We start from the raw sequence: 17,141 nt of genomic DNA, 5'->3' as shown, positions 1-17,141 counted from the left end.
AGTCGCGGTGAGCCTTGCTGAGAGCGCTCTCAGATGGCCGGAAACGTAAAACCCTCGAAACGAGTGTGTCAAGAGCTTGAACACAGAGGGGAGTTGAGGTCGTGTCTCGTCCGTTACGCCTTCGAGCCTTGACGGATGCGCCGCTCCGCAGGCACGCTCCCTCCGCAAGCTTGAGAGCGCTCTCAGCCGCTCTCGCTCGTTCCGGAGCCAAGGGAGGCTTCCCATGCCCATCGCCCGAGCCGCCAAGAGAACCGCCGTCCGCCTGGGGGCGGTCGCGCTCACCGGGGCACTCCTCGCCGCCTGTGGAGGTTCGACGGACGACACGTCCTCGGACGGCGCGGGCGGCGAGGTCACGATCACCGTGGACCTGTTCGGCTCCTTCGGATACAAGGAGGCCGGGCTCTACGCCGAGTACGAGAAGCTCCACCCCGGCGTCACCATCAAGCAGACGGACACCGAGGACGAGGCCGACTACTGGAAGTCCCTCCAGACCCGGCTCGCCGGCGGCGGCGGGCTCGCCGACGTCCAGGGCATCGAGGTCGGCCGGATCGCCTCCGTCACCCAGCAGCAGGCCGACCGCTTCACCGACCTCGGGAAGTACGGCGCGGACTCCCTCAAGGACCAGTTCGCCCCCGCCAAGTGGGCCGCCGCCACCGGCAAGGGCGGCGAGATCCTCGGCCTCGGCACGGACGTCGGCCCCGAGGCGATGTGCTACCGCACGGACCTCTTCGCGCAGGCGGGGCTGCCGACCGACCGGGACGAGCTGGCGAAGAAGTGGGCCACCTGGGACGGCTACCTGGATCTCGGCAAGCAGTACAAGGCGAAGGCCTCCGGCAAGCGCGCCTGGCTCGACAGCGTCGGCAGCCTCTACTCGATCATGATCGGCCAGGAGAAGGAGCGGTACTACGACGCCTCCGGGAAGCTGATCTGGGAGGACAACCCCGCCCTCCGCACCGCCTGGGACCACTCCGTCCAGGCGGCCCAGGACGGCCTGAGCGCCAAGCTCGACCAGTGGTCCCCCGCGTGGAACCAGGCCTTCGCCGCCGGCTCCTTCGCCACCATCCCCTGCCCCGCCTGGATGCTCGGCTACATCAAGGGCCAGGCCGGTGAGACCGGCAAGGGCAAGTGGGACGTCGCCCCGCTCCCCGGCGGCGCCGGCAACTGGGGCGGTTCCTACCTCGCCGTGCCCAAGGCCGCCGCGCACAAGAAGGAGGCGTACGAGCTGATCAAGTGGCTCACCGCCCCCGAGCAGCAGACCCGGCTCTTCGAGAAGCAGGGCAACTTCCCCTCGGCCACCGGCGCGATCGAGAAGGTCACCGGCGCGAAGGACCCGTTCTTCTCCGACGCCCCCATCGGGAAGATCTTCGGTGACGCGGCGAAGGCGGCCCCCGTCCAGGTCCTCGGCGTGCACGACCAGAACATCGCCCAGCAGATCACCAACGCCCTGAGCGAGGTCGAGCGCAAGGGCACCTCGCCCGAGAAGGCCTGGTCCAACGCGAAGAAGGGCGTCGAGAACACCATCGGCTGACGCGGCCGGTCGGCCGCCCCGCACCCTAGGCCGACCCGCACCGCCAGTCGCCCCGCACGGCCGCCGGCCGCGCCTTCCCCGACGACCCCGCACCGCCGACGCCACGCACTCCCGGACGACCGGCACCGCCGCCCCGCCCGCGCCTCCCCGGACGACCGGCACCGCCGGTCGTCCGGCGCCCTCCCCGCCCCGACCGCACCGACCTCTCACCGAAGGGCCGCACCGTGACCCTCACCGCATCCCAGGCACCGGCACCGCCCGGCCGGATCGCCCCGCCCCCGCGGCGGGGATCCGCCCGGCGGGCCTGGCGGACGTTCTCGCCGTACGCCTATCTGGCCCCGTTCTTCACCCTGTTCGCCGCGTTCGGCCTGTTCCCGCTGGTGTACACGGCGTACGTCTCGCTGTACCGGGTGGAGCTCCAGACGCCCGGCGACATGCAGTGGCGCGGCTTCGGGAACTACACCGCGCTGCTCGGCGACGAGTACTTCTGGCTCGCGCTGCGCAACACGTTCACCATCGGGGTGCTCTCCACCGTGCCCCAGCTGGTCATGGCGCTCGGCCTCGCGCACCTGCTCAACTACCGGCTGCGCGGCCGCACCTTCCTGCGGACCGCGATCCTGCTGCCGTACGCGACCTCGGTCGCCGCGGCCACGCTGGTGTTCGCCCAGCTCTTCGGGAGCGACTTCGGGCTCGTCAACTACGCCCTGGGCGTGGTCGGCGTCGACCCCGTCGACTGGCAGAACGACACGGTCGCCTCGCAGATCGCCGTGTCGAGCATCGTCGTCTGGCGCTGGACCGGCTACAACGCGCTGATCTACCTGGCGGGCATGCAGTCCATCCCGCACGAGCTGTACGAGGCCGCCGCGATGGACGGGGCCTCGCGGTGGCGGCAGTTCTTCCACGTCACGCTGCCCGGTCTGCGGCCCACGATCGTCTTCACCGTCGTCGTCTCCACGATCGGGGCGACCCAGCTCTTCGGGGAGCCGCTGCTGCTCGAAGGACAGATATCGGGCGGCATCTCGCACCAGTACCAGACGCTCGGGCTCTACATGTACGAGCAGGGCTGGGGTTTCTTCCACCTGGGCCGCGCGGCGGCGATCGCCTGGGTGATGTTCCTGCTCATCGTGGTGCTCGTCGGGGTCAACGCCCTGCTCGCGCGCCGCCGTTCCCGCAAGGAGGCCGGCCGATGACCGCGCCGATCGCCCCCGCGGCGGCCCTGGGGCCGACCGCCCCCGCCACCCCGTCGGCCGGCGGCCGACGGGCTCCCCTGCGCACCGGCCGGCCGCGCCGCGGGGCCTCGCGGGCGGGGCGCACCCTGCACGCCGGCCCGGTCGCGTACGCGGTCCTGATCGTCGCGGTCCTCGTGTCCGCGTTCCCGTTCTACTGGACGATCGTCGCCGCCAGCCGCTCCAACGCCGACCTGGCCCGGGTCCCGCCGTCCCTGCTGCCGGGCCCGAACCTGATGCGGAACTTCGAGGCGGTCATCGAGGAGGCGGACATCGGCAAGGCGTTGCTGAACTCGCTCCTGGTCTCGGGTTCGATCACCGTGGGCACCGTGCTGTGCTGCACACTGGCCGGTTTCGCCTTCGCCAAGCTGCGCTTCCGGGGGCGGGGCGCGCTGCTCGCGATCACGGTGGGCACGATGATGATCCCGCCGCAGCTGGGCGTCATCCCGCTGTTCATGCTGATCGCCGAACTGGGCTGGGTGAACCAGCTCCAGGCGGTGATCCTGCCGGGTCTGGTGTCGGCGTTCGGGGTGTTCTTCATGCGGCAGTACCTGGTGCAGTCGCTGCCCGACGAGCTGATCGAGGCGGCCCGGGTCGACGGCGCGTCGACGGCGAGGATCTTCTGGTCGATCGTGGTGCCGGTGGCCCGCCCCGGCATGGCGGTGCTCGGCCTGCTGACCTTCATGGCGGCGTGGAACGACTTCTTCTGGCCGATCGTCGCCCTGACCTCCTCGGAGCCCACCGTCCAGGTCGCGCTGCGCCAGCTCGGCGGCGGCTACGTCCACGACCAGTCCGTGATCATGGCGGGCACGCTGCTCGGCACGCTGCCGGTGCTGCTCGTCTTCGGTCTCCTCGGCCGCCAGATCGTCGGCGGCATCATGCAGGGCGCCGTCAAGGGCTGACCCGCCGCCGGCCGCCCGCCGCCGGGAGCCCCGCACCCGAACCCGCATCTCGCCCCCCTGCCTCTCCCCAAGACGTCTCACTCCAAGGGAGTTCCCGCCCCATGACCGCGCTCGACAACCACACCGACGCCACGACCGCCCTCCGGTTCCCCGAGGGGTTCCGCTGGGGCACCGCGACCGCCGCCTACCAGATCGAGGGCGCGGCGGCCGAGGACGGCCGCACGCCCTCCATCTGGGACACCTTCAGCCGCACCCCGGGCAAGGTCCGCAACGGCGACACCGGGGACATCGCCGCCGACCACTACCACCGGGTCGACGAGGACATCGCCCTGATGCGGCGGCTCGGGGTCACCGACTACCGCTTCTCGATCGCCTGGCCCCGGGTGCAGCCGACCGGGCGGGGCCCCGCCGTGCGCAAGGGTCTGGACTTCTACCGGCGGCTCGCCGACTCGCTCCTGGAGGCCGGCATCCGCCCGGTGGCGACGCTCTACCACTGGGACCTGCCGCAGGAGCTGGAGGACGCGGGCGGCTGGCCGCACCGGGAGACCTCGTACCGCTTCGCCGAGTACGCGGGGATCATGGCGGACGCGCTGGGCGACCGGGTGGCGACCTGGACGACGCTGAACGAGCCGTGGTGCGCCGCGTTCCTCGGCTACGGCAACGGCGTGCACGCACCGGGCCGGACCAGCGACCTGGCCGCGCTGCGCGCCGCCCATCACCTCAACCTGGCCCACGGGCTCGCGGCGCGCGTGCTGCGCGGCGCGCTGCCCGGCTCCGCCGAGGTGTCCCTGACGCTCAACCTGCATGCGGTCCGCGCCCGTTCGCAGGCGCCGGAGGACCTGGACGCGGCGCGGCGGATCGACGCGGTCGGCAACCGGATCTTCCTCGACCCCGTGTTCCACGGCCGGCTCCCCGAGGACCTGGTCCGTGACACGGCGGCGGTCACGGACTGGTCGTTCGTCCAGGACGGCGACCTCGCGGCGGCCGCGGCGCCGCTCGACTCGCTCGGCATCAACTACTACTCCCCCGCCGTCGTCGCCGCCGGTTCCTCCGAGTCTCCGTCGCCGTGGGCGGGTGCGGAGCGGCACGTCCGGTTCGAGCCCGCGCCCGGTCCGCGTACCGCCATGGACTGGCCGGTGGACGCGGACGGGCTGCACGAGCTCCTCGTCCGGCTGCGGGACGAGCTGCCCGGCGTGCCGTTGGTGATCACGGAGAACGGCGCGGCGTACGACGACTACGCCGACCCCTCGGGCCGGGTGAAGGACCCCGAGCGGGTGGCGTACCTGCACGCGCACCTCGCGGCGGTGCACCGCGCCCTGGCGGACGGCGCGGACGTGCGGGGCTACTTCCTGTGGTCGCTCCTGGACAACTTCGAGTGGGCGTACGGCTACAGCAAGCGGTTCGGCATCGTCCACGTCGACTTCGCCACGCAGCGGCGGACGCTCAAGGACAGCGCCCGCTGGTACGCGGAGGTCATCGGCCGGGGCGGCCTCGCGCCGTCCTGAGCCCGGCGGCGCGGAGGGGGCGCCGCGACCACCCCCCCCGGGTGCGCGGCGCCCCCGGTCAGGGACGGTCCGGCCTCACAGGCGCTGCCACAGGGCCGGGACGTTCGGCGGCTCCCAGCCGGGCTGGGCCTGGTGGCCCTGGAGGCAGCGGTAGCTCCCGCCGCCGTACGTGACCGTGTCACCGGCCGCGTACACCGTGCCCGCCGCCCAGGTGCCGCCCGGCTGAGGTTCGCCGGGGCCGGGGCCCGGGCCCGGGTCGCTCCCGGTGGTCTTCAAGGTCAGGCCGTAGGTCTGGAGCAGCGGGTTCAGCGGCTGGAAGAAGGTGGTGCCGCCGCTGGAGCAGGTGCCGGAGCCGCCCGAGGTGACGCCCTGGGCCTGGCTGCCGGAGATGTACGAGCCTCCGGAGTCGCCGGGCTCGGCGCAGACGGTCGTCCGGGTCACCCCGGTGATGGTGCCCTCGGCGTACGTGACGCTCGTGTTGTGCTGCTGCACGGTCCCGCAGTGCCAGCCGGTCGTGGATCCGGAGCGGCACACGGAGGATCCGACGGGCTGGAGGACCGATCCGGTCACCTGGACGTTGCCGCCGGAGCCCTTGACGTACGGGGTGGAGGTCCAGCTGGAGTTGGCCGCGACCCAGGCCATGTCGTTGCCGGGGAAGATCGAGCCCTGGAAGCTGCCCTGCGCCACCTGGTTGAAGCCGCTGGTGGTGGTGCCGGCGCGACCGCAGTGGCCCGCGGTGGCGAAGCCCTGGGTGGTGCCGCGGGTGACCGCGAAGCCGACCGAGCAGCGGCCGCCGCCGCCCATGTAGTAGGCGTCGCCGCCCCGGATGTCGTAGAGCGGGCGCGGTGCCTCGGCCGTGCGGACGACGCGGACCAGGTCGCGCGGCACGCCGGTGGCCCGGACGAGCCTCGCCCCGGCGCCGGCCTTCGCCTCCTCGACGACGAGGACGTTGGCCCGCACGTCGACGTAGCGGACGGGGGCCTCGGCCGTGGCGGCCCGGTCGAGGGTCTCCTTGGCGCGCTCCAGGGCGGTCAGGCTGTGTGCGACGAGCCGGGCGCGCGCCCCGGTGGCCCGTATCGCGGCCGTGTCGGCGGCCCGGGTCGTGGCCACGGTCAGGGTGCCGGCCTCGGCGCCGTCCACCCACGCCCCGGCGAACGCCCCGCCCAGGTCCTGGCGGAGCCGGGCCGCGGTGGCACCGGCCTCGGCCTCGTGGGCGAGGCGGCGCAGGGCCTGCTCCCGGGTGAGGCCCAGGTCGCGTCCCATGGCCCGGAGGAGTTCGGGCCGGGCGGAGTCCGCGCCGAGGGTCTGCGCGGCGGTGCCTGCGGCGGGGGTCCGCGCGGTGTCCCGCGCCTGCGGGGCCGCGGTGGCGGAGCCTGCCTGGAGGGCGGCCAGCGCCATTCCGGCGGCGGCCAGGGCGGTACACGCCGTGCGGGCGTGTCGTCGGAGCATGGGTGTCTCCTCGGTTCTCGGTGGAGGATCTCCTGAGAAGGTAGGAGTCCCGACGAGGAGGCGGCAGCGGCCAGTTGGCCCCTGCCCTCGCGTTATGCCCCGGCCGCCGGAAGGTGCGGTGCCGGGGTTCGGCCGGCGCTCCGGGCCAGTGCGTCGGCGTGGGCGGCGCGGGTGTGGCGCAGGACGGCGGCGGCCCGGTCGGCGGCGCGGCCCTCGGGGTGCCAGCCCAGGAGGTGCCGCCAGACCAGGGGCGCGCCGGCCAGCGGGCGGGTGACGAGGCCGGGGGTCACGGGGAAGGTCGCCCGGCACAGGCCGACGGCCCGGCCGACCTGGACGAGGTGCACGCAGGACGCGGTGTCCGTCTCGTACACGCAGGCCGGGGTGAAGCCCGCGCGCACGCAGGCGGCCGCGAAGCAGTCGCCGAAGCAGCCGTCGCCCGGGACGTCGGTCCAGGCCTCGGCGGCGAGTTCGGCGAGGTCGATCTCGGTGCGGAGGGCCAGCGGGTGGTCGGCGGCGAGCATGACGTACACCGGGTCGCGGGCGACCTCCGTCCACGCCAGCCGGCCCGCCTCGGGTGCGCCGCTCTCGCCGCAGACGCCGACGAGGGCGAAGTCGAGCCGTCCGGCGACCACTCCGCAGGCGATCTCGCGCTCGGACCACGAGGTGGAGGTGGTCACCTGCGCCCCCGGGTCGGTGTGCGCGATCCGGTCGACGAGTCCTCCGAGCAGCGGGCCGTGCGTGCCGCCGAGCCGGTATCCGTCCGCGCCTCGGCGCGCGAAGCGCACCGCCTCCTCCTGCAGTTCGCACACGGCGGGCAGCACCACGCGTGCCCGTTCCACGACGAGGTCGCCGAGCGCCGTGGCCCGTACGCCGTCGCGTCCGCGCACGAACAGCTCTCCGCCCAATGCCCGTTCGATCCGCTTCAGCTGCGCGCTGAGCGCCGGCTGCGCCAGTCCCAGGACGGTGGCGGCGCGCGTGAGACTCCCCGCGTCCGCGATGGCCCGGATCGTCTTCAGGTGTCTCAACTCCAAGTCCATACGGGGAGCTTGACGCCGGTCGACCGATAGGTCCAGACCAGGCGGTGTGCCGCGTCCCCTTCCCCGCCGCTCCAGGGGGAACCGGAACGATCTTCGGACCGTCTTCCCGGTCGAAGGGCGGTCGGGGTCCGCAGGGTGCCGGGCCGCCGAGGCGGACGAGGGCAAGGAGCACGCGGTGGCGGTCACGCTCGCGGAGGAGATCATGCTGCTGTCCCTGGACGACGCGTCCGGGGAGGCGAAGGAACGGCAGTCCGCGGCCTGGGCCGTCGCGGGCGGGATCCTCCTCGATCTCGCCCTGGCCGGCCGCGTGGCCGTCGACGGGGGTCGGATCCGGGTCACGGACCCGGCCCCGACCGGGGTTCCCCTCCTGGACGAACGGCTGCGCATGGTGACCGTCTGGGCGGCCGGCAGGAAGCAGGCGCCGAAAGTCACCCAGTGGCTGACGAAGGACCACACCAAGGCCGTGCCGGCGACCGTCGACAGCCTGCGCGGGCGGGGCCTGGTCCACGCCGAACAGCGCAAGGTGCTCGGACTCTTCCCCGTCACCCGCTATCCGGAGGCCGACGGCTCCGCCGAGCGCGAGCTCAGGGACCGGCTCCGCGCCGTCGTCCTCGGCGGCGCCGAGCCCGACGCGCGCACCGCCGGCCTGCTCGCCCTCGTCCACGGCGCGAAGCTGCACCGACTCGCCTTCCCCGACGTGCCCCGCAAGCAGGTCGCGCCCCGCCTGGAGCAGATCACGGAAGGCCAGTGGGTCGCCGAAGGCGTCCGGAAGGCGATCCGCGACCTGCAGTCCGCCATGGCCGCGGTCACCGTGGCGACCACGGTCGCCGCCGTGGGCTGACCGGCGGATCCTCGGCCCGTCGCCCGCCGGCCGGGGCCCCGCGCGGTCGGTCAGGAGGCGTTGGGGCCGACGTCGGCCGGGGTGAGGGGGCGGCGGAGGGGCGCGGTGGGCGCGTACTCGTCCGCGCCGATGTCGCGGACGGTGCCGCGCGGGTGGCCGTCGATGTCCTCGGTGACGGAGGGGCCGGTGAACGTGGCGGCGTCGATCGCGGGGCTGTCCGCCGCCAGGCGGTGGATGCCGTCGGCGTCCGGCTGGAGGCGCGGGTCGACACGGGTGTAGCCGGCGGCGGGGAGGGTGCCGTCGGCGGCGGCGCCCCAGAGGATGTTGCTCTGCCAGGTGAAGCCGGTGGTCCGGCCCAGGGCGACGAGGCTGCCGACGTCGCCGACGAGGAGGTTGTCGGCGACGACGACGTCCCGGGGTTCCTGCTCGCGGCTCTCTCCGGACAGCGAACTCTTGTTGCCCCGCAGGGTGTTGTGGACGATGACGGCGCGGTCGCACGCGTCGTTGCCGCGTCGCTGCTCGGTGGTCTCGCCGTCGGTGTGGTCGCGGGTGGTGCCGCTGCCGATGACGAGCGCGCGGCCGGTCAGGCCGGCGAGGTGGTTGTTCACGACCAGGTGGTCGTTGCCGTAGAGGCGGATGCCCTCCTTGCCGCCGAGGAGGTAGTTGCCCTCCACGGTGGTGCGGTTGCCGTGGCGCAGCACGATGCCGCCCTGGCTGTCGCGGATCGTGTTGTGGCGGATGGTGTTGTCCGAGGACTTCACCGAGATGGCCTCGGGGTCGCCGTCGCACCGCTCGAACAGGTTGTACTCCACGATCGCGTGGGCGCCGGACAGCGCCCGGCTGCTGACGCCGAGCCGGATCGACTCGCCGCCGTTGGCGCCGGTGTAGCCGTGGCGGGCGAAGTGGTTCTTGAAGACGTGGAGGCGCTGGGCGACGGCGGTCGTGCCGGGGCCGTCGACGACGAGGAAGATGCCCTGCGTGGTCCTGTCGTGGAACCGGTTCCGGTCGATCTTGGCGTCGTCGCCCTCCACGAGCACCCAGTCGAGGCCGGGTTCGTCGGCGAGCTGGAAGTCGTTGCGGGTCAGCCGGATGCCGGTGCTGTCCGCCGGGATCGCGAGCGTCTCGCTCTGCCGGAACGCGAAGCCGCTGACCGTGACGTAGGCCGAGTCGCGGAACACGAAGCTGCGCTCGCCGCGCAGCACGGCGCCGCCCCGGGACGCGGCGACGATGGTGATGGGCGCGGCGGCGGTGCCCTTCCTGCCCTCGACGGTGAGGGCGTCGCCCGGCGGGACGGTGTACGTGCCGTCCGCGACGACGATCCGGTCGCCGGCGACGGCCCCGTCGATCGCGCTCCGCAGCTCGGCCAGGGACGTGACCGTCGGCAGGGTCGCGGCCGAGGCGCCGGGGGCGGGCAGGGTGTCGAGCGGGACGGCGGCGGCCGCCGCGCCGATGAGGGAGCCCTTGAGGAAGGTCCTTCGTCGCATGATGCCTCCTGGGGAAGAGGGGAGTTCGCGCGGTGCCCGACGCCGGGACGCCGTTCGCGTCCCGACCGGGCCGGATCCGGTGCGGGCCCCCACGGCCCGCCCCGGATCCGGCCTGGTCAGGACGGGACGAGCCCCACTCTGCCGCCCGCCGCTCACGTCCCGCTGCCGTTCCGCTAACGCCCCCGACCGGGCACCTCACCCGGGGCCCGATCGGGTGGACCTCGGGAAGGGCCGGGGCAGGGGGGTGTACGCGCGCGGACGGACGGTTCAGGATGGGGCCGGCGGAGCGAACCGGTCTTCGTCCTCGCGGGTCCACGTGAAGGTGGGGGAGATGACCGGCCGACGCAGGGCGATCACCCGGCTGCTGACGATGTCTCTGACGTTCTCCCTGACCGCGGGCCCGGCGACGGCCCTCGGCTCCCCCGCGCTGCCCTCCCGGCTCGTCGCCGACCAGACGACGATCTCGCACGACGACCTGCGCACCGGCTGGGACCGCGACGAGCCGGGGCTCGGCCCCGACCAGGTGTCCAGTTCGGACTTCGGCCTGCAGTTCTCCACCGCCGTCGACGGCCAGGTCTACGCCCAGCCGCTGGTGGTGGGGCGGACGCTGGTCGCGGCCACGGAGAACAACAAGGCGTACGGCATCGACGCGGCCACCGGCGGCATCGGCTGGACGAAGGACCTCGGCGCGCCGTGGCCCGCCTCCGCCGTCAGCTGCGGGGACCTGGTGCCGAACATCGGGGTCACGGCGACGCCGGTGTACGACCCGGTCAGCAACGCCGTCTACCTGACCTCCAAGGTGAACGACGGCCCCGACGTCCAGCACCCCAACTGGTACGTCCACGCCCTCGACCCCGCGACGGGCGCCGAGCGGGCGGGCTGGCCGGTCAAGGTGGCGGGCGCCCCGGTGAACGACCCGGGGCGGGCGTTCAACCCGTACACCGCGGGGCAGCGGCCCGGGCTGCTCCTCATGGGCGGTTCGGTGTACGCGGCCTTCGCCTCGCACTGCGACCGCGGGCCGTACGTGGGCTACGTCCTGGGGGTCAGCACGACGACCCGCAAGACCACGCTGTGGGCGACCGAGGACGCGTCGGCGAACGGCATGGGCGGCGTGTGGATGAGCGGCGGCGGTCTGGTCTCCGACGGTCCGGGCCGGATCCTGTTCTCGACGGGCAACGGGGTCTCCCCCGCGCCCGGACCCGGCAACCGGCCGCCGGGCCAGCTCGCGGAGTCGGTGGTGCGGCTCGGGGTGAACAGCGACGGCACCATGTCGGCGCAGGACTTCTTCAGCCCCGCCAACGCCTCCCAACTCGACCTGAACGACACCGACCTGGGCTCCGGCGGCCCGGTCGGCCTGCCGGAGCCCTACTTCGGCACCAGCCGGTACCCGCGGCTGCTCGCGGAGATCGGCAAGGACGGCCGGCTCTTCCTCCTCGACCGCGACGACCTCGGCGGCCGCAGCCAGGGTCCGGGCGGAACCGACAAGGTGGTCGGCGTGTTCGGGCCGTACGAGGGGGTGTGGGGGCACCCTGCCGTGTACGGCGGTCAGGGCGGGTACGTCTACACCATCGGCAGCGGCGGGCCGCTGCGGGCCTTCGCGTACGGGCTGTCCGGCTCGGGCCTGCCGGTGCTCAGCAACACCGGGAGCAGCGCCCAGCGGTTCGGCTACACCTCGGGTTCGCCGGTGGTGACGTCCACCGGGACGAACCCGGGCTCGGCGCTGGTGTGGGCCGTCGCCTCCGACGGGGCGAACGGCGCGAACGGGCAGCTGCGCGCGTACGACGCCGTGCCCGTGAACGGGGAGCTGCGGCTCCGCTGGTCGGCACCCATCGGGGTGGCGTCGAAGTTCGCCGTGCCGGCCACGGACAACGGGCGCATCTACGTGGGCACCCGGGACGGCCGAGTGATGTCCTTCGGCCGTCCCGCGAACTCGGCGCTGCACGGCGAGCCGGTGGACGTCGGCGACGTCGCGGTCGGTGCGTCGGGGACGGCCACGGCGACCGTCACGGCGACCCGTGACGTGACGCTCACCGGGGTGCGCACCCCGGCCGGCAGCGCGTTCTCGGCGGCCTCGGCCGGTCTGCCGCGCACGCTGCGGGCGGGTGAGACGCACACCGCGCAGGTGACCTTCTCCCCCACGTCGCCGGGGGCCGACACCTCCGCGCTGACCTTCTCCACGAACGTCGGCGACAGCGCGCTCGGTCTGACCGGTTACGGGACCCGGCCGGGTCTCCTCGCGTCACCCGGCTCGCTCGACTTCCAAACGGTCCCGACCACGTCCCGCAAGGCGCTCGGCGTGACGTTCACGAACACGGGCACCACCGACGAGACCATCTCCTCGGTCTCCCTGCCGAGCAGCCCGTTCACCGCCGTCGACCCGCCGGTCGCGGGTACGGTCGTGCGTCCGCGCCAGTCCGTCACCGTCCAGGTGACGTACGCGCCGACCGTCGCCGGGGAGCACACGGGGACGGTCGCCGTCTCCAGCGGGAGCGGGACCGCGTCCGTGTCCCTGGCGGGGACGGCGGTGACCGGCCGGGCCGTGCTCACCATCACGCCCACCTCGACGGACTTCGGTCAGGTGCGGGTCGGCGAGTCGGTCACCAGGACCTTCGACATCAGCAACACGGGCAACATCCCGCTCACCATCACCAAGGCCAAGCCTCCGGCGGCGCCGTTCCACGTGACGAACCCGATCAGCGAGGGCCAGGTCCTCGGTCCGGAGGACGTGGTCCATCAGGCCGTCACGTTCTCGCCGACGGCCATCGGAGCCGTAACGGCCGGGTACGAGCTGACCGCCGACGACGGGCAGGGGCCCCTGAAGGAGTCGCTGACCGGTACGGGGACCTCCGGCACCGTGGTCAACGTGCCGTCGCCCGGCGCGGGCGGCTGGAAGCTGAACGGCTCCGCGCGGATCTCCGGGAACGACCTCCAGCTGACCCAGGCGACCGCCTCCCAGCGGGGTACGGCGGTCTGGCCCGTGCCGGTGCTCACCGACGGTCTGAAGGCGTCGTTCACCACGGTGATCGGCGGCGGCACCGGCGCCGACGGCCTGTCCTTCTCGCTCCTCGACCCGGCCAGGACCACGCCGTCCGCGCTCGGCGGCGTCGGCGGCGGGCTCGGCTTCGCCGGCCTGCCCGGCGTGGCCGTCGCCTTCGACACCTTCCGCAACACGGGCGATCCGTACACGAACTTCGTCGGCGTCGCCACCGGCGGCACCGGCTCGACCCTCGCCTACGCGGCGACCACGCCGAACGTGCCGAACCTGCGGTCGGGCACCCACGCGGTCTCCGTCACGGTCGCCGGCAAGACGATCACGGTCACCGTCGACGGCGTCCAGCGGCTGCGGACCACGGTGGCGTCGCTGCCGCCGACGGCCTTCCTCGCGTTCGGCGGCGGGACCGGCGGCGTGACCGACATCCACGCCGTCCGGGGTGCGGTCATCACCGCCGCCTCGTACGCGCTGCCACCGCCCGGCCCCAACGGCTGGACGTACAACGGCAACGCCGCCCTGTCCGGCACCTCGCTCGTCCTCACCCCCGCCGAGGCCTACGCCAAGGGTTCGGCGATCCAGGCCACGCCCGTTCCCTCGGCACGGCTACGGGCCCGCTTCACCGCCACCCTGTCGGGCGGCACCGGCGCCGACGGGCTCGCCCTGGTGCTCCTCGACGCGACACGGGCGACGCCGACGTCCCTCGGCAACGGGGGCGGCGGGCTCGGCTTCAGCGGGCTGCCCGGGGTCGCGGTCACCCTGGACACCTACCGCAACGGCAACGACCCTTCGGCGAACTTCGTCGCCGTGTCCACCGGCGGCACCGGAACCACCCTGCGGTACGCGGCGACCTCGACGTCCGTCCCCGCCCTGCGGACCGGCAGCCACGTGATCGACGTGAACGTCACCACGGCCGGGCGCCTCATCGTGCTGGTCGACGGCACCCAGGTCATCGACGTGGCGATCACGCTGCCGCCGAACGTCCTGGTCGGGTTCAGCGCCGCCAACGGCGGCCTGACCGACCGCCACACGGTCAGCGGGGTGCGGATCGGCTACTGAGACGACCCGGGACAGGGGGTTCCCCCCGGGTTCAGCGCACCGACTTGATCGGGATGACCGCGGCGGCGCCGACGAGGGTGATGACGGCGGCCGTCAGGTACAGCCCGTCGTAGCCGATCGCCCCGACGAGCAGGGCGGCCAGGAACGGGGCGAGGATCTGCGGGCCGGCGTTGGCGATGTTGAGGACGCCCATGTCGCGGGCCGCGTCCTCGGCGCTGGGCAGGACCAGGGTGACGAGGGCGGTGTCGACGGCCATGTAGCAGCCGAAGGCGAGTCCCGCGACGACCGTGAAGATCAGCATGCCGGTCCAGTCCGGCTTCACGACCGGCACGGTCATCGCGAGGCCGGACAGGGCGCAGGACATGCCGACGAGGGGCTTGCGGCGGCCGATGCGGTCGGAGAGCAGCCCGCCGAGGACGGTGGCGAGCAGGGTGACACCGGCGTCGATCGGGGCGATGAACGCCACGGCCTCGGTGGGGTCGAGCCCTTCGGGGAGCGCGATGTGGTCCTGGAGGATGTACATCTGGAACAGGGCGACGGAGAAGAAGCCCAGCATCATCAGGAAGCGGCCGATGAAGACCCAGCGGAAGTCGGCGGACCTCATGGTGTCGGCGAAGGCGGCCATCTGCTTGCGCAGCGGGACGGGTGCGCCCGCGGGTCGCCGGCGTTCGCGGACGACGGCGGTGAAGAGGACGGCCGCGCCGGCGATCACCGCGCCGAGGACGAGGTAGCCGAGGGATATGTCGCCGGGAACGAAGAGGGCGGCGGCGGAGATGCCGACGGCGGAGCCGATGGGGGTGCCGATGCCGACCATCGCCGAGGCCAGGCCGCGGCGCGCGACGGGGACCCGGTCGGGGACGACGGCGGTCAGGGCGGCCTGGTAGACGTTCATCGTCGCCTGGACGAGGCACCAGGCGAGGGTGACGAGGAGGACCGTCCGGGCGGCGCCCAGCAGGGCGAGCGCGCCGAGGGCGGCCAGGCCGCCGCAGAGGATCCAGGGGTTGCGCCGCCCCGAGCGGTCGGAGAGGAGCCCCGCCATCGGGTTGAAGAGGGTGGCGAAGATCGCGGCGACACCGGAGACGAGACCGAAGTTGGCGACCTTGTTCGCCGGGTCGACCAGTTCGACCTGGACCGGCAGCAGCACCACGCCGATGCCCATGTAGACCATGAACATGGCGGCGTTCGCCACCGTGAGCATGGGCATCAGGCGCAGCAGGGCCCCTCGGTCGGCGGTCCGGCCGGGGGTCCGCGGCTCCGACTCCGCCGGGCCGGCCGGCCGGACTTCGGGTGCGTTCATGTCGGTTCTCCTCGGCCGCGACGCCGGGGGTGCGGGCGTCGCGGCGGGTCATGCGTGAGCGGGAGCGGAAGAGCGGTGGGACCGGGTCAGCTGTCGAAGCCGAGGCCGAAGCGGTCGAGGGTGCGCAGCCAGAGGTTGCGGTGTCCCTCGTTGCGGTCGGCGCGCGCCATGGACCACTTGGTGATGTTGATGCCGATCGAGCGGACGGGCTCGGGCGGGAAGGGCAGGGGCTTGCGTCGTACGAGTTCCAGGCCGGTGCGCTCGGTGTGCTCGCCCGCGAGGAGGTCGAGCATGACCTCGGCTCCGAAGCGGGTGGCGCCGACGCCGAGGCCGGTGAAGCCGGCGGCGTAGGCGACCTTGCCGTGGTGACTCGTGTCAAAGAAAACGCAGAAACGGGTGCTCGTGTCAATGGCCCCGCCCCAGGCGTGACTGAACCGAACCCCTTCCAGCTGCGGGAACGTGGTGAAGAAGTGGTCGGCGAGCGTCGCGTACGTCTCGGGCCGCCGGTCGTGCTCGGCACGGACGGGACCGCCGTGGTAGACGGCGTCGTACCCGCCCCACAGGATGCGGTCGTCGGCGGAGAGCCGGACGTAGTGGAACTGGTTGGCGCAGTCGGCGAAGCCCTGGCGGCGCGTCCAGCCGACGGAGGCGAGCTGCTCCGCGGTGAGCGGCTCGGTCATCAGCGCGTAGTCGTACACGGGGACGGTGTACGGGCGGTGGCGCCGGACCAGGGACGGGTAGGCGTTGGTGGCGAGCGCCACGCGCCGCGCGGTGATCCGGCCGTAGGGGGTGGCCACGGCGATCACGGCGCCGTGTTCGTCGAGCGAGGTGGCGGGGGTGTGCTCGTGGATGCGGACACCCAGGTCGAGACAGGCCTGCTTGAGGCCCCAGGCGAGCCTGGCCGGGTTGACCATGGCGACGTCGTCCCGGTTCCACAGGCCGCCGAGGAAGGTCGGGGAGTCGATCTCGGCCCGGACGGCCTCGGCGTCGAGGAGGAGCGGCTTGCCGCCGTAGCGCGAGGCGGCCTCGGCCTCTTCGGCGAGGCCGTCGAGCTGGTACGGCTCGGTGGCGACGACGAGGGAGCCGGTGCGTTCCCAGTCGCAGTCGATGCCGTAGCGCTCGACGGCGTCCTCGATGGCCTGGAGGTTCTCGCGGCCCAGCCGTTCGAGGAGGCCGATCTCGTCGGGCCAGCGCTGGAGGCCGTTGGCCAGGCCGTGGGTGAGGCTGGCCTCGCAGAAGCCGCCGTTGCGGCCGGAGGCGGCGCCGCCGACCTCGTCCGCCTCGACGAGGACGACGTCGGCGGAGGGGTCGCGCTCCTTGGCGACGAGGGCGGTCCACAGGCCGGTGTAGCCGCCGCCGACCACGAGCAGGTCGCAGGTGGTGCCGCCGACGAGCGCGGGGGCGGGCTGCGGTCGGCGGGGGTCGTCGAGCCAGAACGGGGTGTGCTCGACGTCCCGCAGCGAGGTGAGGTGATCCATGGGCGTTCCTTACGGGTCGCGGAGACGCCCGGGGCGCGGGGAGTCTCCGAAGTGCCGCCATGAGACTCCGCCGCGCGGAACAAGGTCAATGGTGTTGACGTAAGCCTCCCCCGCGACCACCTCCTAGTAGTGCTTTGTTAGGTGGTCTTGTCGTGGTGGGTGGGTGGTAGTTCGCTGGCTGTATGAGGGCTGGGGAGCTTGCTGCGGTGCGGGGCCGGTTGGAGGAGTTCGCGGCGGAGGTGTTCGCGCCGTTGGTGCGTCGGGATCAGCGGGCGAAGGGCGCGTTATATCTGCGGGGGCTGCTGCTGGACGGCCGCAGGAAGTCGATGCAGCCGATGGCTGAACG

At 73.3% G+C, this 17,141-nt stretch carries 12 protein-coding genes; 7 read left to right on the top strand and 5 right to left on the bottom strand.

The features are described from left to right. The first annotated feature begins 223 nt into the window (after positions 1–223). The 4 genes from MRBLMG1_RS27350 (at position 224) to MRBLMG1_RS27335 (ending at position 5,161) form a co-directional block, all read left to right on the top strand. Positions 224–1,528, top strand: coding sequence for an extracellular solute-binding protein (locus MRBLMG1_RS27350; protein WP_367826789.1), 1,305 nt, complete (start codon positions 224–226; stop codon positions 1,526–1,528). A gap of 224 nt (positions 1,529–1,752) precedes the next feature. Then, a complete protein-coding gene (locus MRBLMG1_RS27345; RefSeq protein WP_414721649.1) occupies positions 1,753–2,718 on the top strand; it encodes a carbohydrate ABC transporter permease in 966 nt (321 codons plus the stop codon). Next, on the top strand, positions 2,715–3,656 hold the full coding sequence (locus MRBLMG1_RS27340) for a carbohydrate ABC transporter permease (protein ID WP_367826788.1): 942 nt from the start codon (positions 2,715–2,717) through the stop codon (positions 3,654–3,656). The genes MRBLMG1_RS27345 and MRBLMG1_RS27340 overlap by 4 nt, the downstream gene beginning before the upstream one ends. A 101-nt stretch (positions 3,657–3,757) precedes the next feature. Next, positions 3,758–5,161 (top strand): GH1 family beta-glucosidase, encoded by a 1,404-nt coding sequence (locus MRBLMG1_RS27335; RefSeq protein WP_367826787.1) that lies wholly within the window; start codon positions 3,758–3,760, stop codon positions 5,159–5,161. Between the two features lie 75 nt (positions 5,162–5,236). Here MRBLMG1_RS27335 and MRBLMG1_RS27330 read toward each other — a convergent pair whose 3' ends face one another. Further along, positions 5,237–6,610: a carbohydrate-binding protein gene (locus tag MRBLMG1_RS27330; protein WP_367826786.1), complete on the bottom strand. Its 1,374-nt coding sequence runs from the start codon at positions 6,608–6,610 to the stop codon at positions 5,237–5,239. A gap of 92 nt (positions 6,611–6,702) precedes the next feature. Further along, a complete protein-coding gene (locus tag MRBLMG1_RS27325) occupies positions 6,703–7,647 on the bottom strand; it encodes a LysR family transcriptional regulator (RefSeq protein ID WP_367826785.1) in 945 nt (314 codons plus the stop codon). A 175-nt stretch (positions 7,648–7,822) separates the two neighbouring features. Here MRBLMG1_RS27325 and MRBLMG1_RS27320 point away from each other — a divergent pair, with 175 nt between their 5' ends. After that, the gene (locus MRBLMG1_RS27320; RefSeq protein WP_367826784.1) at positions 7,823–8,488 is read left to right on the top strand and encodes a GOLPH3/VPS74 family protein; all 666 of its coding nucleotides are present in this window, start codon (positions 7,823–7,825) and stop codon (positions 8,486–8,488) included. A gap of 50 nt (positions 8,489–8,538) precedes the next feature. Here MRBLMG1_RS27320 and MRBLMG1_RS27315 read toward each other — a convergent pair whose 3' ends face one another. Continuing rightward, complete coding sequence (locus MRBLMG1_RS27315) at positions 8,539–9,972, bottom strand: chondroitinase-B domain-containing protein (RefSeq protein WP_367826783.1); 1,434 nt, start codon at positions 9,970–9,972, stop codon at positions 8,539–8,541. Positions 9,973–10,303: 331 nt separating this feature from the next. Between MRBLMG1_RS27315 and MRBLMG1_RS27310 the strand changes: the two genes are divergently transcribed. Next, the gene (locus MRBLMG1_RS27310) at positions 10,304–14,020 is read left to right on the top strand and encodes a choice-of-anchor D domain-containing protein (RefSeq protein WP_367826782.1); all 3,717 of its coding nucleotides are present in this window, start codon (positions 10,304–10,306) and stop codon (positions 14,018–14,020) included. A 31-nt stretch (positions 14,021–14,051) separates the two neighbouring features. Here the strand turns inward: MRBLMG1_RS27310 and MRBLMG1_RS27305 are convergent, their stop codons facing one another. Both MRBLMG1_RS27305 and MRBLMG1_RS27300 read right to left on the bottom strand, forming a co-directional pair. Then, positions 14,052–15,317 carry an MFS transporter gene (locus MRBLMG1_RS27305; protein WP_367826781.1) on the bottom strand — a complete coding sequence of 422 codons (1,266 nt, stop codon included), beginning with the start codon at positions 15,315–15,317 and terminating at the stop codon, positions 14,052–14,054. 86 nt (positions 15,318–15,403) lie between these two features. Continuing rightward, on the bottom strand, positions 15,404–16,795 hold the full coding sequence (locus tag MRBLMG1_RS27300) for an NAD(P)/FAD-dependent oxidoreductase (protein ID WP_367826780.1): 1,392 nt from the start codon (positions 16,793–16,795) through the stop codon (positions 15,404–15,406). 182 nt (positions 16,796–16,977) lie between these two features. On the opposite strand from MRBLMG1_RS27300, the gene MRBLMG1_RS27295 reads away from it, so the two are divergent. Then, on the top strand, positions 16,978–17,141 hold a 164-nt coding region (locus MRBLMG1_RS27295), incomplete at its 3' end, for a transposase (RefSeq protein WP_367826810.1).

The organism is Streptomyces sp. LMG1-1-1.1, assembly GCF_040815545.1.
Classification (GTDB): Bacteria; Actinomycetota; Actinomycetes; order Streptomycetales; family Streptomycetaceae; genus Streptomyces.
The sequence above is the reverse complement of the archived record's forward strand: the minus strand, read 5'-3'. Positions and strand labels throughout refer to the sequence as shown.

Excerpts from the sequence above, each read along its gene's own strand:
- MRBLMG1_RS27350 (WP_367826789.1), top strand. The coding sequence starts at position 224 with ATGCCCATCGCCCGAGCCGCCAAGAGAACCGCCGTCCGCCTGGGGGCG.
- MRBLMG1_RS27340 (WP_367826788.1), top strand. The coding sequence starts at position 2,715 with ATGACCGCGCCGATCGCCCCCGCGGCGGCCCTGGGGCCGACCGCCCCC.
- MRBLMG1_RS27335 (WP_367826787.1), top strand. The coding sequence starts at position 3,758 with ATGACCGCGCTCGACAACCACACCGACGCCACGACCGCCCTCCGGTTC.
- MRBLMG1_RS27330 (WP_367826786.1), bottom strand. The coding sequence starts at position 6,610 with ATGCTCCGACGACACGCCCGCACGGCGTGTACCGCCCTGGCCGCCGCC.
- MRBLMG1_RS27325 (WP_367826785.1), bottom strand. The coding sequence starts at position 7,647 with ATGGACTTGGAGTTGAGACACCTGAAGACGATCCGGGCCATCGCGGAC.
- MRBLMG1_RS27315 (WP_367826783.1), bottom strand. The coding sequence starts at position 9,972 with ATGCGACGAAGGACCTTCCTCAAGGGCTCCCTCATCGGCGCGGCGGCC.
- MRBLMG1_RS27310 (WP_367826782.1), top strand. The coding sequence starts at position 10,304 with ATGACCGGCCGACGCAGGGCGATCACCCGGCTGCTGACGATGTCTCTG.
- MRBLMG1_RS27305 (WP_367826781.1), bottom strand. The coding sequence starts at position 15,317 with ATGAACGCACCCGAAGTCCGGCCGGCCGGCCCGGCGGAGTCGGAGCCG.
- MRBLMG1_RS27300 (WP_367826780.1), bottom strand. The coding sequence starts at position 16,795 with ATGGATCACCTCACCTCGCTGCGGGACGTCGAGCACACCCCGTTCTGG.